The following is a 23744-nucleotide window of genomic DNA, read 5'->3' on the forward strand; positions in this document are numbered from 1 at the left end:
CAACACAATGAAACAGATTAGCCTAACAATAATGATCCTGATCACTCTGACAGTTTCAGCAACTGCGCAGAAAGAGCTGATTATGAGTCAATACATGCACAACAAATACAGTATCAACGCGGCTTTTGGAGGATCACACGAGACCCTTTCAGCCTACGCTTCCTATCGAAAAAAATATGCAAGCTTCGAAAATTCACCGTCTGGAGGACTTTTTACGGTCAACAGCCCTCTTAAAAATGAAAAGTTAGCTTTAGGATTTCAGTTTTTCAATGATCAATTTATCTCTTCGCAAAATACCGGCTTTAATATTTCATATACCTACCGCATACAGCTCAACAAAGAAACTAAGCTGGGTCTAGGAATATCAGCAGGCATGATCAACTACAAATATGACTGGAACGATGTTCTGCTAGTCGATAAAGTCGATATAGAATTTAGTCATAGCGAACAAACAATGGCTCCATGGATTGGCTTTGGTGCCGCCATTTATCACGACAAATATTATGCAGGACTATCAATACCTTCCCTGTTATACTACGACAGGTTTGGAAGCGAAGAAAGCACACTAGAACATACAAAAATAGACTATTTATGGACAGCTGGATACATCTATAAAATAAGTGATCACTTCACCCTGCAGCCATCCATATTCGTCCGATTAAATATGGATGATGAAACTTTTGCCGATATAAGTGCTACCACATTTATAATGCGTTCCGTGATATTAGGAGCCTCCTATCGTACCACCCATCAAATCATCGGTGTTGCCGGGGTTCAAATATCCCCGCAATTCAGGTGTACCTACAGTTACGATTATAACACTGACCCCATTGGCTCCTATAACGGAGGAACACATGAGGTAGCTTTACAATTCAACTTTGGTTTCAAAGTCAACTCACCTGATCCAAAATTCTTTTAAGCATGCTTACACATAAATCAACATATCTTATCACGCTTGCATTAGTAGCAATACTAAATATTTCGGTCTACTCCCAAGAAATTAACATAGTAAACCTAGAAACAAACAGTGCATCAAAAAATGATTTTGCCCCTTTCGTAAAAGATTCCATACTATATTTCACTACAAACAGAAAACACGAACTAATAAAAACCTACCTCAACCGAGATAATGAGTGGGTTTATCGCTTATACAAATCAGATATTTTACCCAACGAAGCACAAGCGAAGGAGACACCCCTTCAAAACCCTCAGCTTTCTAAGCTAAATACCGCTTCCATCTGCTGGTCAGCTGATACCTCAACAATTGTAATTACACAAAACCAATACAGCACCGTTAAACGGAGTAAAGGAAGACAAAATCTTTTGGGCATATTCTTCATCACCAATAAAAAGGGTGAATGGAGCAGACCTTCCGCATTCAAATATAATTCCCGAAGGAACTATTCCAATGTACACCCCACCATCACACCCGACGGAAAAACCATCTATTTTGTTTCAGACAAACCAGGTGGGATTGGGAAGGCAGATATATATGAATCATCTTTGGTAAACGGAGAATGGACCGAACCTGTGAATTTGGGCAGAAAAGTCAATACAGAAGGAAACGAAGTTTTTCCCTTTTATCATTCGTCGGGCAAGCTATATTTTTCTTCAGAAGGGCACAACAGCACGGGCAAGCTAGATATCTTTTACACTTCCAAGAACAATGGCGTCTGGAGTGCACCAATAAAATTGGAATATCCCATCAACACTGAGAGCAACGATTTTTCATGCTACATCTACGATTCCCAGACCGAAGGCTATTTTGCATCCGACCGCACAGGAAATGCAGATATTTTCAAATTTAATGACACCTATCCTAAGTTTCCGGATGCAAGTCCGCAAATTGAAGACAACTTTTGTTTTACCTTATTCGAAAATGGCCCCTACGTTTCAGATACCTTGCCTTACAAATACAAATGGAATTTTGGAGATGGAGCAACAGCAAACGGGCTCGAAGTGGACCATTGCTTTCCAGGACCCGGAAAATACCTGGTAGAATTAAACGTAGTTGACACACTGGCCAACAAAGACCTATACACCGTTGCAAGCTACGAAGTAAACCTAGAACGCACCCCTCAAATATACATTACAGCTCCAGATACGGTCAATATTGGCACCTCTTTTCAGCTTAGCACAGATATATCAACACTCCAAGATTTCGTTCCTACGCAATATTTTTGGGACTTTGGAGACGGTAATAAAGCCAAAGGTGTAACTATTCATCATATTTTTCGAAAAAAGGGTATATACACAATTACTTGTGGTGCCATTTCAAAACTTGACCCTACAGATAAACGAAGTTCAACACGACAGATTGTTGTCATAGAATAATCAATACACATGCATAAATTAGCTATATTTTATACATTTATAATAATTTCGTTGAGTGCCAATGCCCAACCCGTACCAGCCATTGACGAGAACATACCCCACCTTGTTACATTTGGAAAAGATGGAGAATCAGCATGGGGCGACAACGATTATTGTCAGGTCATATTTTACTCCGTTCCGCAAGATCATACGGAACCCATTTTTATCAGGGTATATGACCCCGATACAGGAGGAGAGATAGATGAACAGAAAGGAGAATGGGATACCCGAATGAAATACAGTATTTATGGCGGAAAAAACGCCTGCTCTGCCAAGGATGCAAAGAATATTAATTTAAGTGGCAACTACAAAAGCGGCACATTATTAGGTACAAAATCCTTCACTGCCCATCCTAAATATGATCAAAAATGGTATACTTTCGGTCCCATTAACCCCACTGAAGGAGAGTTTTTACCGGACGAATATGGTGGCTATGTATTTAAAATAATCATTGAAGGAATATCAGGTGATGACGGAAACCTATACAACTTATCTCTAAGCAACAAACCAACTGAAAACCAACCAGTAGAAGGGGCTTTTGCTTTTTATTACAAATATAAATTCAGATTACACGATAACGCTAACGAGATTTCCCATATCTATCCATTTATCGACGAAAATGTTCAATCAGTAAAACAATCCAACTTCGACTGGGATAACGACGGCATTATCAGAATCATCTCTGTGGCCAAAAATGGAGAGTTTATGAAAATTTCTGGCGATGACAACTGGGCCAATAGTCTGCATCAGGTTCACCCCTCAGAAAAAAACAAGTCGTACGATATTCAAATGATAAAAAAGAAAGGGGCAGATATCAAAAACAACAATGTAGTCATATACCTAAAAAATCAATATGACGAACTAATTGAGTTTTACAGTGTTCCTATTGGAGGCATCCCAAAATACAAATACAGCATTGGAATGAAACCGAAAACTATACATAACTAGAGTGGGATATGACATACAGCGTTAAAAGGTTAACAACCCTACTAATTATCATTGTGCTATACAGTTGCAGCAATCACGCTACAGCTCAATCATTCAACTTTAAAAATTTTGATTCAGACATGGGTCTGCCGCAAAACTTTGTGTATTGCTTGGCACAGGATCACAATGGCTACCTTTGGATAGGCACCGGCGAAGGTTTGGTGAGGTACGACGGTATCCACTTCAAGACCTATACACAAAGAGACTCTTTGTCTTCAGACTTTATTTACTCTTTATTTGTAGACCTGGATGGAATACTATAGGTTGGACACAACAACGGTACATTATCCTACTTACAAGACGGCACCTTCCATAAAATAATACCCACCCCCAAAGCCACCAGTCGCATCAACGACATCTGCCAGGATAACATGGGCAACATATGGGCAACCGTACAAAATAACGGCTTATTAAAGATCAACAAACAAAAGAATGTAACACCATATTTTCAAGCGGATATATTTGAGGATAAACTCTATTACTCAATAGAGTCCGTTGATCCATTCAACTTTTTAATGGGCACCTCTGAAGGTCTGATGCATTTGAAACTGAATCAGAATGCAGAGATCACTTCTGTACATGAAATAGGAAATATTCCACCAGCTAAAATAAATACCATCGTAAAACGAAGAGCCATAGAAGGAGAATACTGGATAGCTACCGAGGACGAAGGTTTCTACTTATTTCGCTATGATGAGCAAACAGCCAAACATTATGCCAACAACAACCTATGCATTAAATTTAATATAGAATACGAAAATATATTAGATATTTACGAAGAAAAAGATGGCAATCTACTACTTGCCACCTGGGGGAACGGGGTTATCAAATTATTTTTAGATGCTGCAACACAAAGCTTCACCGAATCATTTAAATTCACCACTGAAAATGGCTTGAACCACGACTTCATTAGGGCCATCATAGGTGACCGAGAAGATAACTATTGGTTTGCCACCTACGGAGGCGGTGTTTCTGTATTACTCAGCGACTATTTTATCCATTATGACTTGGAGAGTATTGGCTTTAAACAAAGCAAGGCTAAATCAGTCATGGCCACCCATTCCAACCTATGGATAGGACTGGACAATGGCATATTGCACACCGATCCATTTTGTTTCACGGACCATGAATACTATGACAAAGCACTGGGAATACCCAACGACGAGATTACTGGCTTTGAATATGATTCAGATAGCACCTTTTGGGTAGCATCCTTTGAATCCGGGTTATACTTCAGAAAAAAAGGAGATTTAAGATTTAAAAAATATCCATACACCAAAGGAGTGAGCGAGCCAAAGATCAATGATATGGCTATTGTTAACCGAGATATTTTACTGGCAACCACTTCCGGTTTCTATCGCATAAACCCAACAACACCCAAAACAACCTTGTTAACCACTGAAAATCAACTACCACACAACAATATTAATTTCGTATTCATTGACGATCAACAACAAATATGGATAGGACCCAAATCCAGTGGCATCTGCCTACTGGACAGCACAAGCATTGAAGTTCACAGACTTTCTAAATCACCATTGGATGTTTCAGGTATGACCACAGACTCCAAAGGGAACTTTTGGTTGTCGACCATTGGTAAGGGAGTATTAAAGTACAATCAAGACACTTTGATGGCCATCGATATTTCAGATGGACTTACCAAAAACTACTGCTACGATATTGTATGTGACAAAAATGACAGACTCTGGATTGCACACCAACCAGGTATCAGTACCATCGACCTAAACACAAAACAAATCAGAACCTTTGGCTTTAAAGAAGACATGGGCGGTGATTTTTATGATATATGGAAAGATAAAGAAGAAAACATATGGTTTGCATCCAGTAATGGTATCATTAAATACTTTCCGGACAGAGACAAGAAAAATACGGTTCCGCCTAAAATTAACCTCAATAAAGCAAATGTATCTGGTATCAATTACCCCTTGAACAAACCCATTCAGCTGCCATATCCTTACAATAGGAGGTATGCTAAATTCAGATTTGATTTCACTGGCATCAGCTTTAAGGACCCCCTAGGCGTGAGCTACCAATACAAATTAATTAGAAATGACAACGAGGAATCCCAATGGATCGACCTAGGAACCACTAATTTTAAGGAATACGAATTTTTGCCTGACGGTAAATACGACTTAAAAATTCGCGCATTTAATGCCGATGGTGTACCCAACAATAACCCTCTGTCAATTAGAATAGAAATTGCTGAACCCATATGGAAAAAATGGTGGTTTTACCTCGTTTTAATCTCTCTACTGGGGTTAATATTCTATTGGATTATCAAAATCAGGGAACGAAAGTTAAGGATGCAAAAAGAGGCATTACAACGAGAAGTAAATTCACAAACCATAGTTCTGCGAGAACAAAAAGATGAAATACAGCGTAAAAATAAAGACATTACAGCTAGCATTAATTACGCCAAGCGTATTCAAAGCTCTATCCTACCACCGGTGAACGAACTAAAAAATTCCTTTGCTCAATCATTCATATTCTTTGCTCCTAGAGATATTGTAAGTGGTGACTTTTATTGGTTTAGCAAGAATAAAAATAAATTCTTATTATGCTGCGCTGATTGCACCGGACATGGTGTTCCCGGCGCTTTCATGTCAATGATTGGAACTACCTTACTCAACGATATTAACAAAACAGAAAAAGTACAATCTCCCGCTGATATTCTTGAAAAACTAGATAGCAACATTAAAGTATTACTTCAAAAAGAAAATAGTGAGAATGCTAAAGACGGAATGGACATCTCGGTGATTGAGATTGATGTAAACACCCACAAAGTGAGAATCGCCTCTGCCAAGCGACCTGTATTTGTATATATCAACAATGAACTATCCATATACAACGGAACAAGGAGAAGCATAGGCGATGATGCACTTACTCAAAAATCTAAATTCTTAAATTACGAATACAATTGTTCCAAAGGAGACTCCATTTACTTGTTCTCAGATGGCTATACCGACCAATTTGGAGGTCCCAAAGGCAAAAAAATAATGAAGGTAGGTGTCAAGAACCTACTGGAAGAAATACGTAAAAAACCAATGGACAGTCAAGGTAAAATTATTAAAGAATATTTTAATAATTGGAAAGGAGACCTGGAACAAATAGACGACGTATTATTCATGGGGATAAAACTCTAAATTCGGCATAAATAAATCCTTTATAAAAAATACAATAGCAATTGAGGCATAGCACCAGCTTTGGTGATTGAAACAAGTTAGCTGGCATCTCGATTGGCAACAATGTGAATAGGTAATAGATTTTACGAATGCAGTTTTCGGCCTTAAGTCCACAAATGAAAAAATAAAAAAACACAGAAAACAGAGAATACAAAAGGTTTTAATAGGGAAAATAAATGCGCCCTATTCAGGTAGTTTGCAGTGCTTTCTCCATTCACGGAACTGATCATAAAAGAAAGACTTAAAACAATCCCGAATAGCCACTGAAAAAAAGTAATGAAATAATAAAGGGTAAAATACAACATATCATCTACACTCAACTTAGTCAGAACATCCCCGCCAAAAAACAGGCCTTCATCATACTTAAATTTCCATATAATAGCCTGATTAAGTGCAAAGGCAAACAACAATACAGACACCAGGGCTAAAATAAGCTTCGCTCTTCCACCCCTATTTTTACATAGTACATAAGTTCCCAATAATGACAAACAGACTAAGAAAATACTTATTAGGCCTTGCATCAGTCCAAAAAAACCACTAGCCATGGCAAAACCAATACCACCCAATGTTTTATAATAGAGAAATAACACAGCCAGACCCCCAAAAAACAAAAAAGCGAAAAAATTAAAAATCCGAACCTTTGTATCTAACACCGAACAAATAGAAGAGTTATTCATGTATATATATTTTAAAGAAACGTAATAAAGAAACGCACTTACAAATTCGATAAAATATTACACATTTGCAATAAAGAGGCAAAAGAACCACCAAATTATTGTGCAAACAGATTAATGCGACGATTGGATGAGCGTATTGTTTATCTAACAATCACTTCTATATAGAAAACGGCCATGGGAATTGCAAATATTACCGCATCAAACCTATCTAGGACACCTCCATGTCCTGGAAAAATATTACCCGAATCTTTAATACCAATACTTCTTTTAAACAAGGATTCAATAAGATCCCCCAATACCGCCATTATAGAAACAATACCTCCCAACGTAATCCACTGTACCACATTTAAATCTTTCCAAAATAAGGATATTACATAACCGCCCATCAATGTAAGCAAAAAACCACCTACGGTTCCTTCCCAGGTTTTTTTAGGAGATATTCTTTCAAAAAACTTATGTTTGCCTATGCTCACACCAGACAAGTAAGCCCCCGTGTCGTTTATCCAAACCAGTATAAACACAGCGAGCGGCAATTCAAAATGATATATCCCTTTCACAAAAGCCAATGAATTTAACATGGCCAATGGTACACCAATATACACAGCACACAACAAACTAGAGCCAATACGTTCCAATGGCTTATCATCCATATCGAACAATTCCTTGATAAAAACCAATAATACAATAGGTATAAGCAAATAAAAGACAGCGAAATCAGATATTCCTGATTGCGTAAGAAAGGTAGCTACATACACAAAAACTCCGATGGACAAAGCAGACAAAAAATTGGTTTTTATTTGGGCAGCTTCCAGCAAGCCATTAAGCTCGTATATTCCGGCAATTACAACCAAAAAAAATACAGCAAAAAAGGAGAATGGATGATAAAAAATTCCACCTGCTACTACAATAACAAAAAGGATACCCGTAAGAACTCGTTGCCAAAAATTATTCATTTGTAATGGATTGATACATTTGCAAAAATAAGCAGTTAAACCAATTTTCATTCATTTTTGGCAATAAAAACAAATAATTCTTTAGATCCATGCGTTTCCATCCCCCATGTTTCTTTAGCGATACCACAATACTTTGTTTATTCTAAGCTCTACCCTACACGCATAGCTGATCACAAGTCCACCAAAAGTCATCCATTCTGCAATAAATCTCCCATCAAATTCAAGAAGCTAAAAACCAAGGAGTAATCGAGTTTCGCCTTTTGTTTTATAAAAGGAGTAACCCAGAATCTTAATACGGTTGTAGTAAACCACCGATGTTTTATCCCTATTTACTTTCAGGTAAAGATGTTTCTCTATAAAGCGAATCACGTTAAATACCATGCACGGCACACTAAAAAAAGGAGGAACAGTATCAATACCATTCCTCCTTTTTTTATTCTCTAAACTTAAGCCATACGCTCTTCTGCGCTTTTATACCAGACCCTACTCCTTCTCACTTTCTGTATCAGGAGAGGCATCCTTACTTTGATCCGTTTCACTTTTTGGCGCTTCAGAAGACTCATGTCCGTTATCATCTAACTGAACAATATGTTTATTTACCTTTCTTTTCCCAAAAATAGCTTCTAAATCCTCGCTAAAAATAACCTCACGTTCAAGAAGCAGGTTAGCCAATTGTGCGTGCTTATCTTTATTACTCCTTAAAATATCTTTTGCGCGTTGATATTGTTCTTCAATGAGCTTAGACACCTCTTGATCAATCACCTGAGCTGTATCTTCACTATAAGGCTTTGTGAACCCATATTCATTTTGTCCACTGGAATCAAAATAACTCACATTACCCAATCCCCTACCCATACCATAATAGGCGATCATTGCATAAGCCTGTTTTGTAACTTTTTCAAGATCATTCAGAGCACCCGTAGATATTTTACCAAACTCAAGTTCTTCAGCTGCTCTACCCGCCAATGCAGAACACATTTCGTCTAACATCTGCTCGGTAGTTGTTAATTGCCTTTCTTCGGGAAGATACCAGGCTGCACCCAATGCCTTACCTCTTGGAACAATAGTAACCTTAACCAAAGGATGGGCATATTCCAACAACCAACTGGTGGCGGCATGACCTGCTTCATGATAAGCGATGGCTCTTTTCTCGTCTTTAGATATGATTTTATTTTTCTTTTCAAGGCCACCAACGATTCTATCCACTGCACTTAAGAAGTCCTCTTTCTCCACTATTGTTTTATCACCACGGGCAGCTATCAACGCCGCTTCATTACATACATTGGCAATGTCGGCTCCAGAAAATCCAGGAGTCTGCTTGGCCAGAAACTCAGATTTCACCTCTTCGCTCAATTTTAATGGGCGTAAATGCACCTCAAAAATCTGCTTTCTTTCATTTATATCAGGCAGCTCCACATGAATTTGACGGTCAAAACGACCCGCTCTCATCAATGCACGATCTAAAATATCGGCACGGTTTGTCGCAGCTAAAATAATCACGCCAGAATTAGTACCAAAACCATCCATCTCGGTCAGCAATTGATTAAGTGTATTCTCACGTTCATCATTGGCTCCCATGCTAGGACTTTTACCACGAGCCCGACCTATGGCATCTATCTCATCGATAAATACAATACAAGGTGCCTTTTCCTTGGCTTTTTTAAACAAGTCTCTCACTCTGGAAGCTCCCACTCCCACAAACATCTCCACAAAATCAGAACCCGACATACTAAAGAATGGCACATTAGCTTCTCCGGCCACAGCCTTGGCCAACAAAGTCTTTCCCGTTCCGGGAGGACCTACTAGTAATGCTCCTTTAGGTATTTTACCGCCGAGGTTGGTATATTTTTCCGGTCTTTTCAAAAAAGACACTATCTCTTCCAACTCCTGCTTGGCCTCAGCCAATCCAGCCACATCCAGAAAATTAACATTAATATTTGATTCCTTATCGAAAACCTTAGCGCGGGATTTACCAACATTAAAAATATTTCCAGCACCACCGCCGCCACCTTGGGCACCCATTCTTCTGAAAATAAAAACCCAAATAATCAACAATAATATCAGAGGCCAAAGAAAACTCAGCACCTCATTAAAGTAATTGGATCGTTGCTCATAACGATTTGGAATAGATATCTGCTGACTCTGTTCAACACGACGCAGATCTTCCACAAAGCTATCCACAGAAGGCACCTTCACTAAAAAATGAGGGCCTCCTTCCATCAGTGAAGAAAAATTATCTCCAAACTCATCTCTGTAGTTTTCCAGCTTATCACTTTTAATAGTCACTTCCAATGCACTTTCATTGGTAATCACCGTTAACATTTCTATATCACCTGATGGTAAAACCTGATCCGTAAATTTACTGTAAGGCATTTTCTTCACTACCTCCTCTTGATTAACCATAAAAAAGGAAATCATTAGAAGTAAAATAATGCCATATATCCAGTACCCATTGAACTTTGGAAACTTTGGATTTGAATTGTTTCCTCCCTGATTAACAGGTTCGTTCTTTTGTTTTTGCTCTTCGCTCATTCGCTAAATAATAAATAACTGACTAAAATATGTTTTCTATGTCGGTACGTCGGGCATCCGCCCACAACTCTTCCAGGTTATAAAAACTACGTATGGGACGCTGAAATATGTGCACTACTACATCCACATAATCTACTAAAACCCATTCTGCATTTTCTTTCCCTTCAATATGATACGGTTTTTCTCCCAACTTCTCTCTCACCAAATCCTCTACCGAATCACCAATCGCACCAACTTGTGTATTACTGTCCCCGTCACAAATAACAAAAAACTGACAGACACTGCCGTCAATTTCACGCATATCTAAAATAGCAATATTTGTGCCTTTTTTATCTTGAATACCTTCAACAACCGCATCTACCAATTGTTCAGCTGCGTTATTTTCTTTACTTGTCATTAAATCTATAAGTTTTTTTTGTTATATCGACCTTTAAAGGTGCTAATTTACTAGAAAAACACAAAGATACTATTTTTTTATATTCGCTTTTACTAACTACTTTTGTACCTTCATTTAGAATCACCTGCCACGATGACAATTTGGCGCAATTATTTTTATATTATGTCAGTACAAATACCCAATAACATATTACATTTCGAGCATTTACTTTCAACCAACACCAAACTGAAGGCATTAAAAGCGAATGTTCCTGAATTCACGATAGTAATTACAGACAAGCAAACAGCCGGAAAAGGCCAAGCAGGCAATTATTGGGAAAGCGAAGCTAACAAAAACCTCACTTTCAGCCTACTGCTCAAACCTATTTATATTGAAATACAAGATCAATTTATCATTTCAAAAGCGGTTGCGCTGGGAATTATTCATGTATTTAAGGACTTCTCACAAGACTTTTCGATCAAATGGCCCAACGACATCTATTATCGCGACAAAAAAATAGGCGGAATCTTAATAGAAAACACCATCTCACGGACTACCATAAGCGATTCCATAGTGGGCATTGGTTTAAACATCAACCAAGAGTATTTCACCAGTGATGCTCCCAACCCTATTTCTTTAAAAAACATCAGCGGGCAAGACTTTGAGCTTATTACCATCCTATCAAAGGTAGTACATGCCATCACTGCGTATGTTAATGACATAAAATGCGGAAACTCAGCAAAGTTAAACCAATTGTACCTGAACAATCTATACCGCAGGCAAGGTTTTCATCTATACAAAGATCACCATGGTGAGTTTATGGCACAAATAACCGGCATCAATGAATATGGACATTTACAACTCAAAACCCAAACCGGCGAAAAAAGAACTTACGCTTTTAAAGAAGTTACATTTATCATTCATTAGATATCTCAAGAAAACAATACCACTAATACTTTAGCAATGACCGTCATAATCATAGCTGGCAATGGCATCACCTAACATATTCAGAAATTTATCCACATGCTTACCCACCATCATCTTCATCATCGCATTCAAATCAGCTTTTAGGGTGAGTTTTATGCGCGTATCGTTTTCCGCCACTTGCTTAAGTTGCACCCATAAATAAAAGTTAAAAGGCACTTTGCCATCGGTTGAATACTTGACCGTTTTCACAGGTTCTTTGTCCACAATCTTAAGACCGGCTTCACCTATTCCATCCACTTTAAATCGACAAGTATCTTCAGTACTTTGCCAATCCTTAATCTTATCCTGAGGTATCAGATCTTTAAAATTATTAAAATTGGATATGAAGGAAAAAATTTTCTCTTGGCTATATAATGCTTTTTTAATTTCGCTTTCGAACTTTGTCATGTCACGTATTCTTTCTTCAAGTTTAAAGTATCAGTTAGCACTTCTTGTCCCAGCAGGTTATTTACCCCAATGTGCAGGGTCATTTCTCCAGTTAGACAATGTTTTCACATCGTCAGACGATACATACCCGCTTTGTACGGCCACCTCTATCAAAGTTTGATAATCACTCAAGGTATGAAGCGTCACTTCTTTTTCAACGAAATTATCTACCGCAGCCTGAAAGCCATACGTAAAAATAGCGGCCATCCCCAACACTTGACAACCTTCCTTACGCAATGCATCCACGGCCTTTAGGCTACTTCCTCCAGTGGAAATCAGATCTTCTATAACCACTACATTTTTACCTGCAGAAATATCACCTTCAATCAGGTTCTCCATTCCATGCCCCTTCGGAGAAGAGCGCACATAAACAAAAGGTTTATCCAAGGCATCTGCCACCAAGGCGCCTTGTGCTATTGCTCCAGTAGCTACACCGGCAATAACATCCACCTGAGGATATAATTCATTCACTAAAGCTACAAATCCTGACTTTATATAATCCCTCACTTCTGGGTATGACAATGTTTTTCGGTTGTCACAATAAATAGGAGAATTCCATCCCGAAGCCCACGTAAATGGGTTTGCTGGTTGCAATTTAATTGCCTTAATTTGCAATAATTGTTTTGCGATAGTTTCTGATACTTTTTTCATGCTGCAAATGTATAAAGTTTTTTTTAAGGATAGAATTGTTTTTTTAACAGAGGATATTGAAAGGGATCTCAGTCCGGATTTCGATGCAATATTCAAATACTCAAACCACAAGGAGTTACTTGACTTTATTTTAAACTTCGAAAGAAAACAAGAAATAAAGAAAGCCTATATCTACCACCATGACATCAATGAGCTAATGGAATTATTTTCCGCTTGCTTTAAAAATATAAATGCGGCCGGAGGTGTGGTATTCAACGACCACAAGGAGATTTTATTTATCCATCGCTTGGGTGTTTGGGATCTACCCAAAGGAAAAGCCGAGAAAGGAGAAACAATGGAAGAAACAGCACTACGTGAGGTGGAAGAAGAATGTGCGATTAATCCATTAAAGATTACCCGGCCACTATCTCCCACCTACCATACATATACATTAAAAGGACGGCTCATCCTAAAAAAAACCTATTGGTATGAGATGAAATACAAAGGAAATGCTAGCCCTACACCTCAGCTGGAAGAAGACATCACAAAGGCGCAATGGATCCGAGCCAATGACATTGAAGAGGTAACACAAAACACTTATCCAAGTATCTTAGAAGTATTGGATGAATTATAATACATAAAACATCAACTTTTTCAGCTGCTATCACTGATTTTACAGGGTTTACACTGTTGTGAAGTTATTTTTTTATATTTTTATGCTAATTTTAATCGTTCAATATAACACACATGACAGCGCAAGAATTAGAATTCGAAAATAAAAAAGACAAGCTACGACTGGAAGCTGTTGACAAAGAGATACAACGTCTCCGAAAAATGAGTCGTAAACAATCAGCAAAAATCACAAACCTGCGCAAAGCTTTATATTTTCAAGCCTTCTTTTTCGTGTCCCTATTGGGGGTTTTTCTATTGAGGGGAATGATTAGTTTCTCTGGCAATACTTCATCCAAGCAAGAAATAGCATCACTAACAGAGAAGTACGAGGAATTAACCTCAAAGCAAAATTCCCTGCATACCACATTGGCACTATACAAAGACAGTCTAAATAAAATCACAAACCTAAACAAAGAGAAACGCAATGAATCAGGTTATAAATACCGTATTCAAATAGGTGCTTTTAAGGAAATTGACTTGAATGACTACTCAGCCAACCTTGTGGCAATTAATCAGGAAACATACGATAGCATATACCAATATACATTAGGCATCTTTGAGGATTACGAGAAAGCATTGGTATTTTGGCACAATATAAAGAAAATGGGTTTCGCTGACTCTTTCATTATGGCAACAAAAGACGGTAGAAGAATTCCTTTAGAACATCTGCCGGAAAACATCAGAAAAGAAAACAAATCTATTTCGGCCAAGCACAAAGAAACAAGGTCTGCATCTCAAGTCGCTCAATTTTAGCTCCCCCCCTAGAGAGGGCTCAAACAATTCTTCTCTACTCAGCTAACTCCCCTTCGCCATTGATCAGCACTTCCCTCACATAGGTGGCAATTTTCCATCTATCATCAGGTAAAATTTGTCCTTGATGTGCTCCCATCACTCCAAAGCCAACGGAGATCACATGAAAGATTTCCCCATCAGGATTACCAGCCACTTTATCAGCCAGCAAACTTGCAGGAGGATACCCATACTTGCCGCTGGTATACAAAAAACCTTTACCATCTCCCTTATCGCCATGACAATGCCAGCAATAAATATTGTAAAGACGCTTCCCTTCAATAACGGCATCTCCTTGCATAGCCGTACCAATATAAGGATTGTGCAATACTTGTCCGGCCAGCTTCCTATTTTCGTCTGTTTTTTCAAATTCATACGGGATTTGGCCACGAGGAACCGTATTTTCTACGGGCATCAGATTCGTTACTCCACCTTCTAAAACAGGATTTTCAGAATAAGTCTCATAACTCCTGGACTGCTCCATATCAGGGAAATAACTATAGCCCGGTTTATTTCGATCATTATCACACGCAACCGCCGTCAAGCTAAATAGCAGAACCAGATATATTTTACTTAATATTTTCATAGTCAAAACTTTCTTTAAAATAGGGATGATTTTCAGGAACCAGATTTCCTTTTGTCAAGGCCTTAAAAACAAACCATGCAAACACCGAAACATACAAAATAGTCAATCCAATTTCAAAAAGGCCAATATGAGCCTTTTCTGCACCCACTGCGCCCGGCATAATAGCGATAAACAGATCGATCCAGTGGCCCACAAACACAATCAAAGAAACAATCAACAGCCAATCCGTACGTCGTTTATTACCTCGGGCCATCAGGGCAAAGAAAGGAGCCACAAAACAAACCAACACATTCACATAAAACAACGTTTCAAACCCCTTTACACGCGTAACATAATAGGTAGTTTCTTCAGGTATATTACTATACCAAATTAACAGATATTGAGAGATCCACAAATAAGCCCAGAATATACTAAAGCCAAACAGATACTTCCCCAAATCGTGAAGATGTTCATCATTCACATGATCCATATAACCCATTTTTTGCAACACCACTAAAAAAATAATGATCACAGCTATAGAATTCACAAACATACCAATAAAAGTATACCATCCATAAAGCGTACTAAACCAATGTGCATCAATACTCATCAACCAATCCCAGGCTGATGTTGAACTGGTTATAGCAAAAAAGACGATAAACAGGCCAGATAAAGTACGAAGACGGTTAAAAAGTTTTATGTCAGGATTGTTATCACTCATCAAGGAAACTTTACGGATATTATGCAGTAGAAATATCCACCCCCCCAGGTACACGAGCATACGAATTATAAAAAAGGGCATATTCAAATAAGCCTTTTTCATTTGTAATATATGATCCAGGTGTTCCGTATGCGACCAATGATATAAAGAATGCACCCCTAAAAGAATAAGAAGCATCATGATAGCACCCAACCAAATTTTACTGGCCATAGCTTCAGCAATACGCTGTACCGATGTTTGCCAACCCGACTCAGCAATCAAATGAACCGCCACAAAAAATCCAGCCCCCAAACACAGACCAATAATCATAAAGCCATTGAGCAAGACATTGGCCCAAAAACGATGACCATCTATTGTTCCTACAAAATACCCCGCCAAAGCCAGCACCAACCCGGCACCAGCACCAGCCATTAGGATAGTTTTTAGTTTTTTTGAAAAGACAAACACTTTATTCATCACTTTGCATTTTAGTAGGTTCAACATGCTTTACTTCCTGCGCACCAACACTCGTCAGAACCTCTTGAATCCGCTCCGATCCGTTGTCCTCATCTTCCAATATCACTACCAAAAAAGCATCGTCCGAGGTACGTTCATCAAAGATAATAGTAGGAGCTCCCGGGCCTATTCCTGAACGAATCAGAAAACCGAAAACCAAAGATATGGCAGCGAACAATACAGCCAACTCAAATGTCACAGGAATAAATGAAGGCACCGACAGGTATGGCTTACCTCCAAAGTTGATTGGCCAGCTTTCAGTAAACACCCACATTTGAAACCAAAAAGCAACAATAGCACCTATGGCACCAGCCAAAAAACCCAAGCGTGGCAGCCTCGACCTTTTTAGTTTTAGAACATCATCCAAACCGTGCACCGGAAAAGGCGTACGTACATCATAAATGGCAATGCCCTTGCTCTGAATTTCCTTTATCCCATCTAAGAGATCTTTATCGTCCCAAAATATTCCGGTTACATACTTATTATTTTTCATCCTGGCCTCCTTTCCTAATAAAGTTTTCCCCTGAGCTTTTCAACACTCCCTTCACTTCTGCAATAGCTACTACAGGAAAGAATCTGATAAACAAGAAAAACAAGGTAAAAAACAGACCGAAAGTTCCTATGTAAACTCCCACTTCCACCCAGGTTGGCGAGTACATAGACCAACTGGAAGGCAGAAAATCACGATGCAATGAAGTCACAATAATCACAAAACGTTCAAACCACATACCTATATTTACAAAGATGGATATCACAAAAGTGGCTGCCAAATTACGCCGTATCTTTTTAAACCAAAATAGCTGAGGTGTGATCACATTACAGGTCATCATTATCCAATAGGCCCACCAATAGGGACCGAAAGCACGATTCACAAATGCATATCGCTCATAGACGACTCCAGAATACCATGCCATAAATAACTCCGTGATATAAGCAATTCCCACAATTGAGCCCGTGGCAATGATCACCTTATTCATGGACTCCACATGCCCTACGGTTATGTAATTTTCCAGATTCAAGGCTTTACGCGTTATGATCATTAATGTTAGCACCATAGCAAAACCTGAAAATACCGCTCCGGAAACAAAGTAAGGCGGAAAAATAGTAGTATGCCATCCAGGAATAACCGAAGTAGCAAAGTCCATACTTACAATAGAGTGTACCGACAATACCAGTGGAGCAGCCAATCCCGCTAAAATCAAACTCATACTCTCATGTCTAGACCAATGACGAGCAGACCCGGTCCAACCAAAACTCAACAAGGTATAAATCTTTTTCCTAAGCCCTTCTTTTAATCGATCACGTATGGAAGCAATATCTGGTATCAAGCCCATATACCAAAACAATAAAGAAACAGTAAAATAAGTGGATATGGCAAACACATCCCAGAGTAATGGAGAATTAAAATTAACCCATAAATCTCGCGTATTCGGATACGGGAAAACGAAAAAACCCAAGGGCAGACGACCCATATGTAAGAGAGGAAATAATCCAGCACACATCACTGCGAAGATGGTCATGGCTTCCGCACTACGGTTGATACTTGTCCGCCACTTTTGACGAAAGAGCAATAAGATGGCTGATATAAAAGTACCGGCATGGCCAATACCTACCCACCATACAAAATTAGTGATACCCCATCCCCATCCGATGGTTCTATTCAGTCCCCATGTTCCAATACCATCCCACACGGTAACATAAATAGCAAAACCGCCAAATCCAAGCGCCAGCAAGGCCAAACCTAAACCTGCATACCAAAGTGGCCCAGGCTTTCCTTCCATGGGCTTTATAATATCATCGGTTACCTGCTTATAACTTTTGGACCCGGTAACCAAAGGCTCCCTTAATGGTGATACATACATTAGCTATGCGTTTTATGTTCAGGTTCTGAATTAATTTTTTCTTCAACATTTCTCACTTTAGTCAGGTATGCAACACTTGGAAGTGTATGCAATTCTTCTAATAAGTGGTATCTTCTAGGGTCTTTCATCATTTTGCTCACTGCACTATTCTTGTCATTCATATCGCCAAAGGTGATAGCTTTTGCAGGACAGCCCTGCTCACATGCCGTCTTTATTTCTCCATCACGCAATGGTTCTCCATCTTTCTTTGCTTCCATTTTTTTTTCCTGGATACGTTGAATACAGAAAGAACATTTTTCGATAACCCCTTTGGCACGAACAGTCACATCCGGATTAAGCACTAACCTTTTTAAGTCGCTGGACATTCCGGTCACATCCACTCTGTTGAAAGGAATGGAATCAGCTCCATTGTAATCAAACCAATTAAAACGGCGTACTTTATATGGACAGTTATTGTTGCAATAGCGGGTTCCAATACATCGGTTGTATGCCATCTGATTAATACCTTCTGAGCTATGATTGGTAGCCGCCACTGGACAAACATTTTCACAAGGTGCATTATCACAATGTTGACACATGACAGGTTGCCGAACAACTCTCAAGCTACTAGGGTCATCCGGAGCCTGCGTATAATATCTATCAATTCGCAACCAATGCATCTCATGCGAACGACGAACCTCATCCCTACCAACAACTGGCACATTGTTTTCCACAGAACAAGCTACCACACAAGCATTACATCCAGTACATGAACTCAGATCAATAAACATAGCCCAATGGTGTCCATTATACTCATGTTCCTTATATAAAGAAGTATGCAGCTTTTCTACTTCGGCATGCATTTCATTTCCTGAGGCAGGATCTTTTAGATACTCACTTAAAGAAGTCTCACGAATCAAAGCTCGTCCCTCCATAGAATGATGCGTTTGGGTGGTGGCCAACTCATAGGTTCCTCCAGTGCTTTTAACACTACTTACTGGAGCATAATATTTCACAAGTCCTTCACTATTGTTCAAGAGAGGCTTAAGGTCTTTTCCTATTACTTCCGGATTAGGTCCTTCCATGGTTCGTCCATAACCTAATGCAGCACTAATCACCTGATCGTGGTTACCAGGCTGAATAAATACGGGAAGCTCGATACCAGCAACTGATATAACATCTCCCTGACTCCAACCTTTTTCATCTGCTAGCTTTGGCGACACCGAAAAATAATTATCCCAACAGACCCTGGAAACCGGATCGGGCAACTCCTGCAACCATGGATTATTAGCCATTCTACCATCTCCAATGGGCACCGATTGATAAGCAATCAACTCTAATCCGTCCATCGTTTTTTCAGAGAGCACGCCTTCAGCACAGGAACTCAATTCCGGAAGTTGCCATTTTTTCGCTTTCCCCCTACCATCCACTGTCAGTAGGCCAGCACTGAGTGTTTTTTTCCAATTGGAGATAAATGGCTGATCCTCCGACGCAGGAATAATATGCGTATCCCAATAACGATGAAGATAATCATAAGCACTGGCTTCGTCACCCGACCAACTTAGCAATATCTCACTAACGCTCTTGGTATTATAAATCGGTCGAATAACAGGCTGCGTTAGAGTGAACAAACCACTGATTGGTTCTGCGTCACTCCATGATTCCAAAAAATGACTCGCAGGAAGCACATACTGACACAGCTTACTTGTTTCTTCATTCTGCGAAGTGATATTTACGGTTAAATCAACCTGATCAATAGCCTCCTGAAAGGAGAGGTCAACAGGCATATTATATGCGGGGTTTGACTCTACACAAAGCAAAGCACCCACTTTACCTGCCTTACAATTACTTACAAACTCTGCTACTGCATTGTCATCCCCTTGATAAAGTTTTATCTCATTCTCCATATCGATGGTTGAATCAAAGCTTCCCAACATAGCATTTATAGCAATTACCAGAAGTTGAATATTCTTATCATTGGAGCCTGAAATTACCAATGAAGACATTTTAGCATTGACCAAGTGTTGCGCCACCTTATTCACTTCATTTTCCAATCCTCCCTTTTTCAGGGTAGGCAAATGCATCAAACGGGCCACTTCATTATAAAGAGATAGCACATATCTACCTTCTTCCGATGGTTTCATCACATATCTGTCATCTGCATTAGAACCTGTGAGCGACATAAAACCCTCAAAATGAATATGCTTGGATATACTCTTTTGTCCATCATCCAGTTTTCTGTTTTTCACATATTGATTTGTAAAAAATGTAGGCATCAACCAGGTACCCAGAAAGTCAGCTCCAAAAGAAACCACCACCTCTGCTTTTTGGAAATGATACATAGGGATGATCGCTTCTCCAACTGCCTCTTTATAGGCTTCCCGAATTCCTGAATAAGAATATGAATCCAAGGTAAGCTGTCGACTATTGGGATACAATGACAACAAGTTTTCAAACAAAGCTTTCTGAGAAGGACTGATAAGCGTTGAAGTTAAAAATACAATTTCCTTGTCGTCACCAACATTTTTTAATCCGGCTGAGATATCTCCAAGTGCCTTTTCCCAGGTGACCTCTTCGCCCTTAAAACTAGGATTCTTAGGTCGAGACTCATCATATAAATTTAGCAATGAGGCTTGAACCTGGGCTGAAGTTCCACCCTCTGTCATCAAACACAGGTCGTTTCCCTCTATTTTTATGGGACGTCCATCACGTACTTTTACCAAGATAGGTACAGCCTCGCCTCCATTATAAAACGTGGATGCGTAAAAATTAGCAATACCCGGACGGACCTCTTCAGGCTGAATCAATAAGGGAATCGCTTTTTTAACAGGCCTTTCGCAACTGGCCAATACGGCAGCCGAAGCCACACTAAATCCAAAATACTTCAAAAAATCTCTACGAGAAGCCTTTAAAGCCTCGTCAGCCTGGATTTTATTGGGCAAATGTGCATGATCATCTTGAGCCCCTTGCTTATATTCTTCTATGCTTTTCCAGTATTTCTTCATTCGAAACGATTTGTATGATGATTTGTTTTAGGCATTGAAAGCAAAAGTGCACTCATCAATAGTGACACTTCATACAATCATTGGCACCAATATCAACAGCCTTGATAGAGTCTCTGACTCCCTCAGAAAGCTCGTTATGGTATTTATCGTATATAGAATAATAATCATTCGCAAACTGAACATTGGTTCTTCGATGACAGTCGAGACACCACCCCATTGAAAGATCATTCTCCTGCTTAAGAATATGCATCTCATCTACCGCTCCATGACACGCTGTACAGTCGAGTTTACCAGCATTAACATGTTGTGCATGGCTAAAAAACACATGGTCTGGCAAATTATGAACACGAACCCATTCAATATCACTTCCCTCTTCAAAATGTTTTACCAGCTTGGCAATTTCAGATTTACCCGAACGGCTTCCCTCGCGTACGATCACATGACAATTCATACACAAACCGGGTCCCGGGATACCAGCCGATTTTCCATTTTCTGCATTGTAATGACAATACATACAGTCAATTTTATTATCTCCGGCATGAACCTGGTGCGAAAATTTAATCGGTTGATCAGGCATATAACCCTGACTGCGACCTAGCTCAGAGGCTTCAGAATAAGCCATCTTAAGATGAACAGTAATACCTGCTAATATAACCAGGATATGAATAGCCCGGTAACGGATTTTTTTAGTGAACAATAAATCAACAATGGCCAAGGCCATTAACGAACCCACCAAAAGAAATAAGAGCAATTGAGGATAACTCTTTGGTTTTTCACCCACCCCCTCTGTTCCCAGACTTTTTAGATAGAGTCGTATCTGGCTTAGCTGCTCGTCATTTAATTGATACCCCTTATGTACTTTTGCTATGAAACCATCCGCAGGACTATTGACCGCAGATTTGAACTGCTCTGCCGATAAAGTATCGGCAGCCATCACAATCTCCATCGCCGAAGGATTCCAGTTGATCTTATCGTCAGTAAATTTAGCATGACACGATATACAAGAAGGATTATCTCCTCCGGTAGAGATCAAACCATGATACAGACGTTCTCCCATCATTAAATGATACTCCTCCGATTGGTTGAAAGGAAGGTGCTCTTGTGAAGAAGAGGAGTATGGAAAAAAGGAAAACAATAAGCAAAAAATCACTATCAACTTGGCACTAACAGGTTTAAACGAGGATAATATATTCATATTAAATCAAGGTTTTACAGTTACTCCACCCCCGCCTATTCGATCTCCCTCTACAATTTACAAACAAAATTCAACCTAACAAATATTTGTTGCTAATGTAATTAAGGAACAAGTTAAGATAATGTTCATCATTTATTAAGATTTTTTAGTTTTTATAAACCTTAGGTAACAAATCAATCTAATTTACCAGTAAGCTTCTTAACCAGATTATATTTTGAGAAAAATTCTTTGGCCACTACCCTAATAATTGTGTACACGGGGATAGCCATAAACATACCAGCCATTCCTGCCATATATCCTGCCATAATAATCACCAAGAATATTTCCAATGGATGAGCTTTTACGCTGGAAGAAAAAATGGCGGGTTGAAAAACGATATTATCCATTAGCTGTACCAACACATATAAAACAAGGATAGCTCCAAAATAAAGAAAAAAAACAGGCGGAGCGGTCATTTGCAGATATACCATCAACGATACTATCATCCCAAAAGAAACAGCAATAACAGGTCCCAAATAAGGTATTATATTTATAAAGCCGGAGAATAGCCCAATAATGAGTGCGTGCTTGAATTCCAATCCGATGGCCAGAAGGCCAATGGTTATCATAGCAGATATCAAAGAGATTTGTATTATAATGCCGATAAAATATCTTCTAAGTAGGCGGTTAATGGACCACAACATATGATCAACACCCACATAATATACTTCAGGCACAAATAATTTGATACCCTCCATTAACAACCACTCATCCTTTAAAAGAAAAAAGGTGATAAAGGAAATTGAAAACAAAGCTATAAACACACTACCTACAAAATCCACAACAGAAGCCACCATCTCCTGCAGCTTTCCTATATTAAAAATAGACACCCAGAAATCGCTCATCTGCTCCTTAATCATAGGAAAACCAATGTCGCCCAACATAGATTCCTGCAAAGTTGCCACCACAGGACTAATGGTTTGTTCCAGTCGTTCCAACATCAGGTTAAAGTCTACCGTTGACAAGAACTGCATTTCTTCCACGACAAAAGGCACCACATAACTTCCCAGACCCAGAATCAGCATCCACAGAAGCAATACAGTAGCCAATGCGCTCCAACCTTTTGACAAAGCAAACCTCCACTTTGATTTATCCCGACCCATACCCTGAAAAAAATCGAACAGGGGGCGGGTTACCAACGATAAGATGGCAGAAACCAATACAAAGAATACGATCGCTTTAAAATACCAGAGCAAATAAATTCCTATAGCAGCTGCTAGAATACCTAATATATATTTTAAGTTTTCCTTCATAGTCGAATGCACAAACAAATGAACC

General features: G+C 39.1%; 21 protein-coding genes. 8 read left to right on the forward strand and 13 right to left on the reverse strand.

Annotation, left to right across the window (positions count from 1 at the left end; all coding sequences use genetic code 11):
• The first annotated feature begins 7 nt into the window (after nt 1-7).
• From CYTFE_RS0116290 to CYTFE_RS26880, 5 genes are all read left to right on the forward strand, one after another.
• On the forward strand, nt 8-919 hold the full coding sequence (locus CYTFE_RS0116290; RefSeq protein ID WP_027472666.1) for a PorP/SprF family type IX secretion system membrane protein: 912 nt from the start codon (nt 8-10) through the stop codon (nt 917-919).
• Nucleotides 920-921: 2 nt separating this feature from the next.
• Nucleotides 922-2334: a PKD domain-containing protein gene (locus CYTFE_RS26875; protein ID WP_052343243.1), complete on the forward strand. Its 1413-nt coding sequence runs from the start codon at nt 922-924 to the stop codon at nt 2332-2334.
• A 9-nt stretch (nt 2335-2343) separates the two neighbouring features.
• The gene (locus CYTFE_RS0116300; RefSeq protein WP_027472667.1) at nt 2344-3321 is read left to right on the forward strand and encodes a hypothetical protein; all 978 of its coding nucleotides are present in this window, start codon (nt 2344-2346) and stop codon (nt 3319-3321) included.
• Nucleotides 3322-3329: 8 nt separating this feature from the next.
• Complete coding sequence (locus CYTFE_RS31240) at nt 3330-3623, forward strand: two-component regulator propeller domain-containing protein (protein ID WP_235207946.1); 294 nt, start codon at nt 3330-3332, stop codon at nt 3621-3623.
• A 108-nt stretch (nt 3624-3731) separates the two neighbouring features.
• Nucleotides 3732-6524, forward strand: coding sequence for a SpoIIE family protein phosphatase (locus CYTFE_RS26880; RefSeq protein ID WP_235207945.1), 2793 nt, complete (start codon nt 3732-3734; stop codon nt 6522-6524).
• Between the two features lie 143 nt (nt 6525-6667).
• Here the strand turns inward: CYTFE_RS26880 and CYTFE_RS0116310 are convergent, their stop codons facing one another.
• The 4 genes from CYTFE_RS0116310 to rsfS all read right to left on the reverse strand — a co-directional run bounded on the left by CYTFE_RS0116310 (nt 6668) and on the right by rsfS (nt 11122).
• Nucleotides 6668-7240, reverse strand: a complete 573-nt coding sequence (locus tag CYTFE_RS0116310; RefSeq protein WP_027472668.1) for a hypothetical protein — start codon at nt 7238-7240, stop codon at nt 6668-6670.
• 140 nt (nt 7241-7380) lie between these two features.
• Entirely contained in the window at nt 7381-8193 is an 813-nt protein-coding gene (locus tag CYTFE_RS0116315) for a phosphatidate cytidylyltransferase (RefSeq protein ID WP_027472669.1), read from the reverse strand.
• 483 nt (nt 8194-8676) lie between these two features.
• Nucleotides 8677-10725 carry an ATP-dependent zinc metalloprotease FtsH gene (gene ftsH / locus CYTFE_RS0116325; RefSeq protein WP_027472670.1) on the reverse strand — a complete coding sequence of 683 codons (2049 nt, stop codon included), beginning with the start codon at nt 10723-10725 and terminating at the stop codon, nt 8677-8679.
• 22 nt (nt 10726-10747) lie between these two features.
• Nucleotides 10748-11122, reverse strand: coding sequence for a ribosome silencing factor (gene rsfS, locus CYTFE_RS0116330; RefSeq protein ID WP_027472671.1), 375 nt, complete (start codon nt 11120-11122; stop codon nt 10748-10750).
• A gap of 162 nt (nt 11123-11284) precedes the next feature.
• Between rsfS and CYTFE_RS0116335 the strand changes: the two genes are divergently transcribed.
• Nucleotides 11285-12028 carry a biotin--[acetyl-CoA-carboxylase] ligase gene (locus tag CYTFE_RS0116335; protein ID WP_044211969.1) on the forward strand — a complete coding sequence of 248 codons (744 nt, stop codon included), beginning with the start codon at nt 11285-11287 and terminating at the stop codon, nt 12026-12028.
• 30 nt (nt 12029-12058) lie between these two features.
• Here the strand turns inward: CYTFE_RS0116335 and CYTFE_RS0116340 are convergent, their stop codons facing one another.
• Together CYTFE_RS0116340 and pyrE are read right to left on the reverse strand one after the other, a co-directional pair.
• The gene (locus CYTFE_RS0116340; RefSeq protein ID WP_027472673.1) at nt 12059-12475 is read right to left on the reverse strand and encodes a hypothetical protein; all 417 of its coding nucleotides are present in this window, start codon (nt 12473-12475) and stop codon (nt 12059-12061) included.
• A gap of 57 nt (nt 12476-12532) precedes the next feature.
• On the reverse strand, nt 12533-13165 hold the full coding sequence (pyrE, locus tag CYTFE_RS0116345) for an orotate phosphoribosyltransferase (protein WP_027472674.1): 633 nt from the start codon (nt 13163-13165) through the stop codon (nt 12533-12535).
• 7 nt (nt 13166-13172) lie between these two features.
• Between pyrE and CYTFE_RS0116350 the strand changes: the two genes are divergently transcribed.
• Nucleotides 13173-13778 (forward strand): NUDIX hydrolase, encoded by a 606-nt coding sequence (locus CYTFE_RS0116350; protein WP_027472675.1) that lies wholly within the window; start codon nt 13173-13175, stop codon nt 13776-13778.
• A gap of 113 nt (nt 13779-13891) precedes the next feature.
• Nucleotides 13892-14569: a hypothetical protein gene (locus CYTFE_RS28890; protein ID WP_027472676.1), complete on the forward strand. Its 678-nt coding sequence runs from the start codon at nt 13892-13894 to the stop codon at nt 14567-14569.
• Between the two features lie 34 nt (nt 14570-14603).
• On the opposite strand, the gene CYTFE_RS0116360 is transcribed toward CYTFE_RS28890, so the two are convergent.
• The 7 genes from CYTFE_RS0116360 to CYTFE_RS0116390 form a co-directional block, all read right to left on the reverse strand.
• Nucleotides 14604-15191: a c-type cytochrome gene (locus CYTFE_RS0116360; protein ID WP_027472677.1), complete on the reverse strand. Its 588-nt coding sequence runs from the start codon at nt 15189-15191 to the stop codon at nt 14604-14606.
• Nucleotides 15175-16347 carry a hypothetical protein gene (locus CYTFE_RS26890; RefSeq protein ID WP_044211912.1) on the reverse strand — a complete coding sequence of 391 codons (1173 nt, stop codon included), beginning with the start codon at nt 16345-16347 and terminating at the stop codon, nt 15175-15177. Before CYTFE_RS26890 ends, CYTFE_RS0116360 begins: the two co-directional genes overlap by 17 nt.
• On the reverse strand, nt 16340-16879 hold the full coding sequence (locus tag CYTFE_RS0116370) for a DUF3341 domain-containing protein (RefSeq protein ID WP_027472678.1): 540 nt from the start codon (nt 16877-16879) through the stop codon (nt 16340-16342). Before CYTFE_RS0116370 ends, CYTFE_RS26890 begins: the two co-directional genes overlap by 8 nt.
• Nucleotides 16869-18248 carry an NrfD/PsrC family molybdoenzyme membrane anchor subunit gene (gene nrfD, locus CYTFE_RS0116375; RefSeq protein ID WP_027472679.1) on the reverse strand — a complete coding sequence of 460 codons (1380 nt, stop codon included), beginning with the start codon at nt 18246-18248 and terminating at the stop codon, nt 16869-16871. Before nrfD ends, CYTFE_RS0116370 begins: the two co-directional genes overlap by 11 nt.
• Nucleotides 18248-21232: a TAT-variant-translocated molybdopterin oxidoreductase gene (locus CYTFE_RS0116380; protein WP_027472680.1), complete on the reverse strand. Its 2985-nt coding sequence runs from the start codon at nt 21230-21232 to the stop codon at nt 18248-18250. The genes nrfD and CYTFE_RS0116380 overlap by 1 nt, the downstream gene beginning before the upstream one ends.
• A gap of 55 nt (nt 21233-21287) precedes the next feature.
• Complete coding sequence (locus CYTFE_RS28895; protein ID WP_052343245.1) at nt 21288-22427, reverse strand: cytochrome c3 family protein; 1140 nt, start codon at nt 22425-22427, stop codon at nt 21288-21290.
• Nucleotides 22428-22600: 173 nt separating this feature from the next.
• Complete coding sequence (locus CYTFE_RS0116390) at nt 22601-23719, reverse strand: AI-2E family transporter (RefSeq protein ID WP_027472681.1); 1119 nt, start codon at nt 23717-23719, stop codon at nt 22601-22603.
• Nucleotides 23720-23744: the final 25 nt, after the last annotated feature.

Origin of the sequence: Saccharicrinis fermentans DSM 9555 = JCM 21142, from assembly GCF_000517085.1 — a bacterium.
Taxonomy (GTDB): Bacteria; Bacteroidota; Bacteroidia; order Bacteroidales; family Marinilabiliaceae; genus Saccharicrinis; species Saccharicrinis fermentans.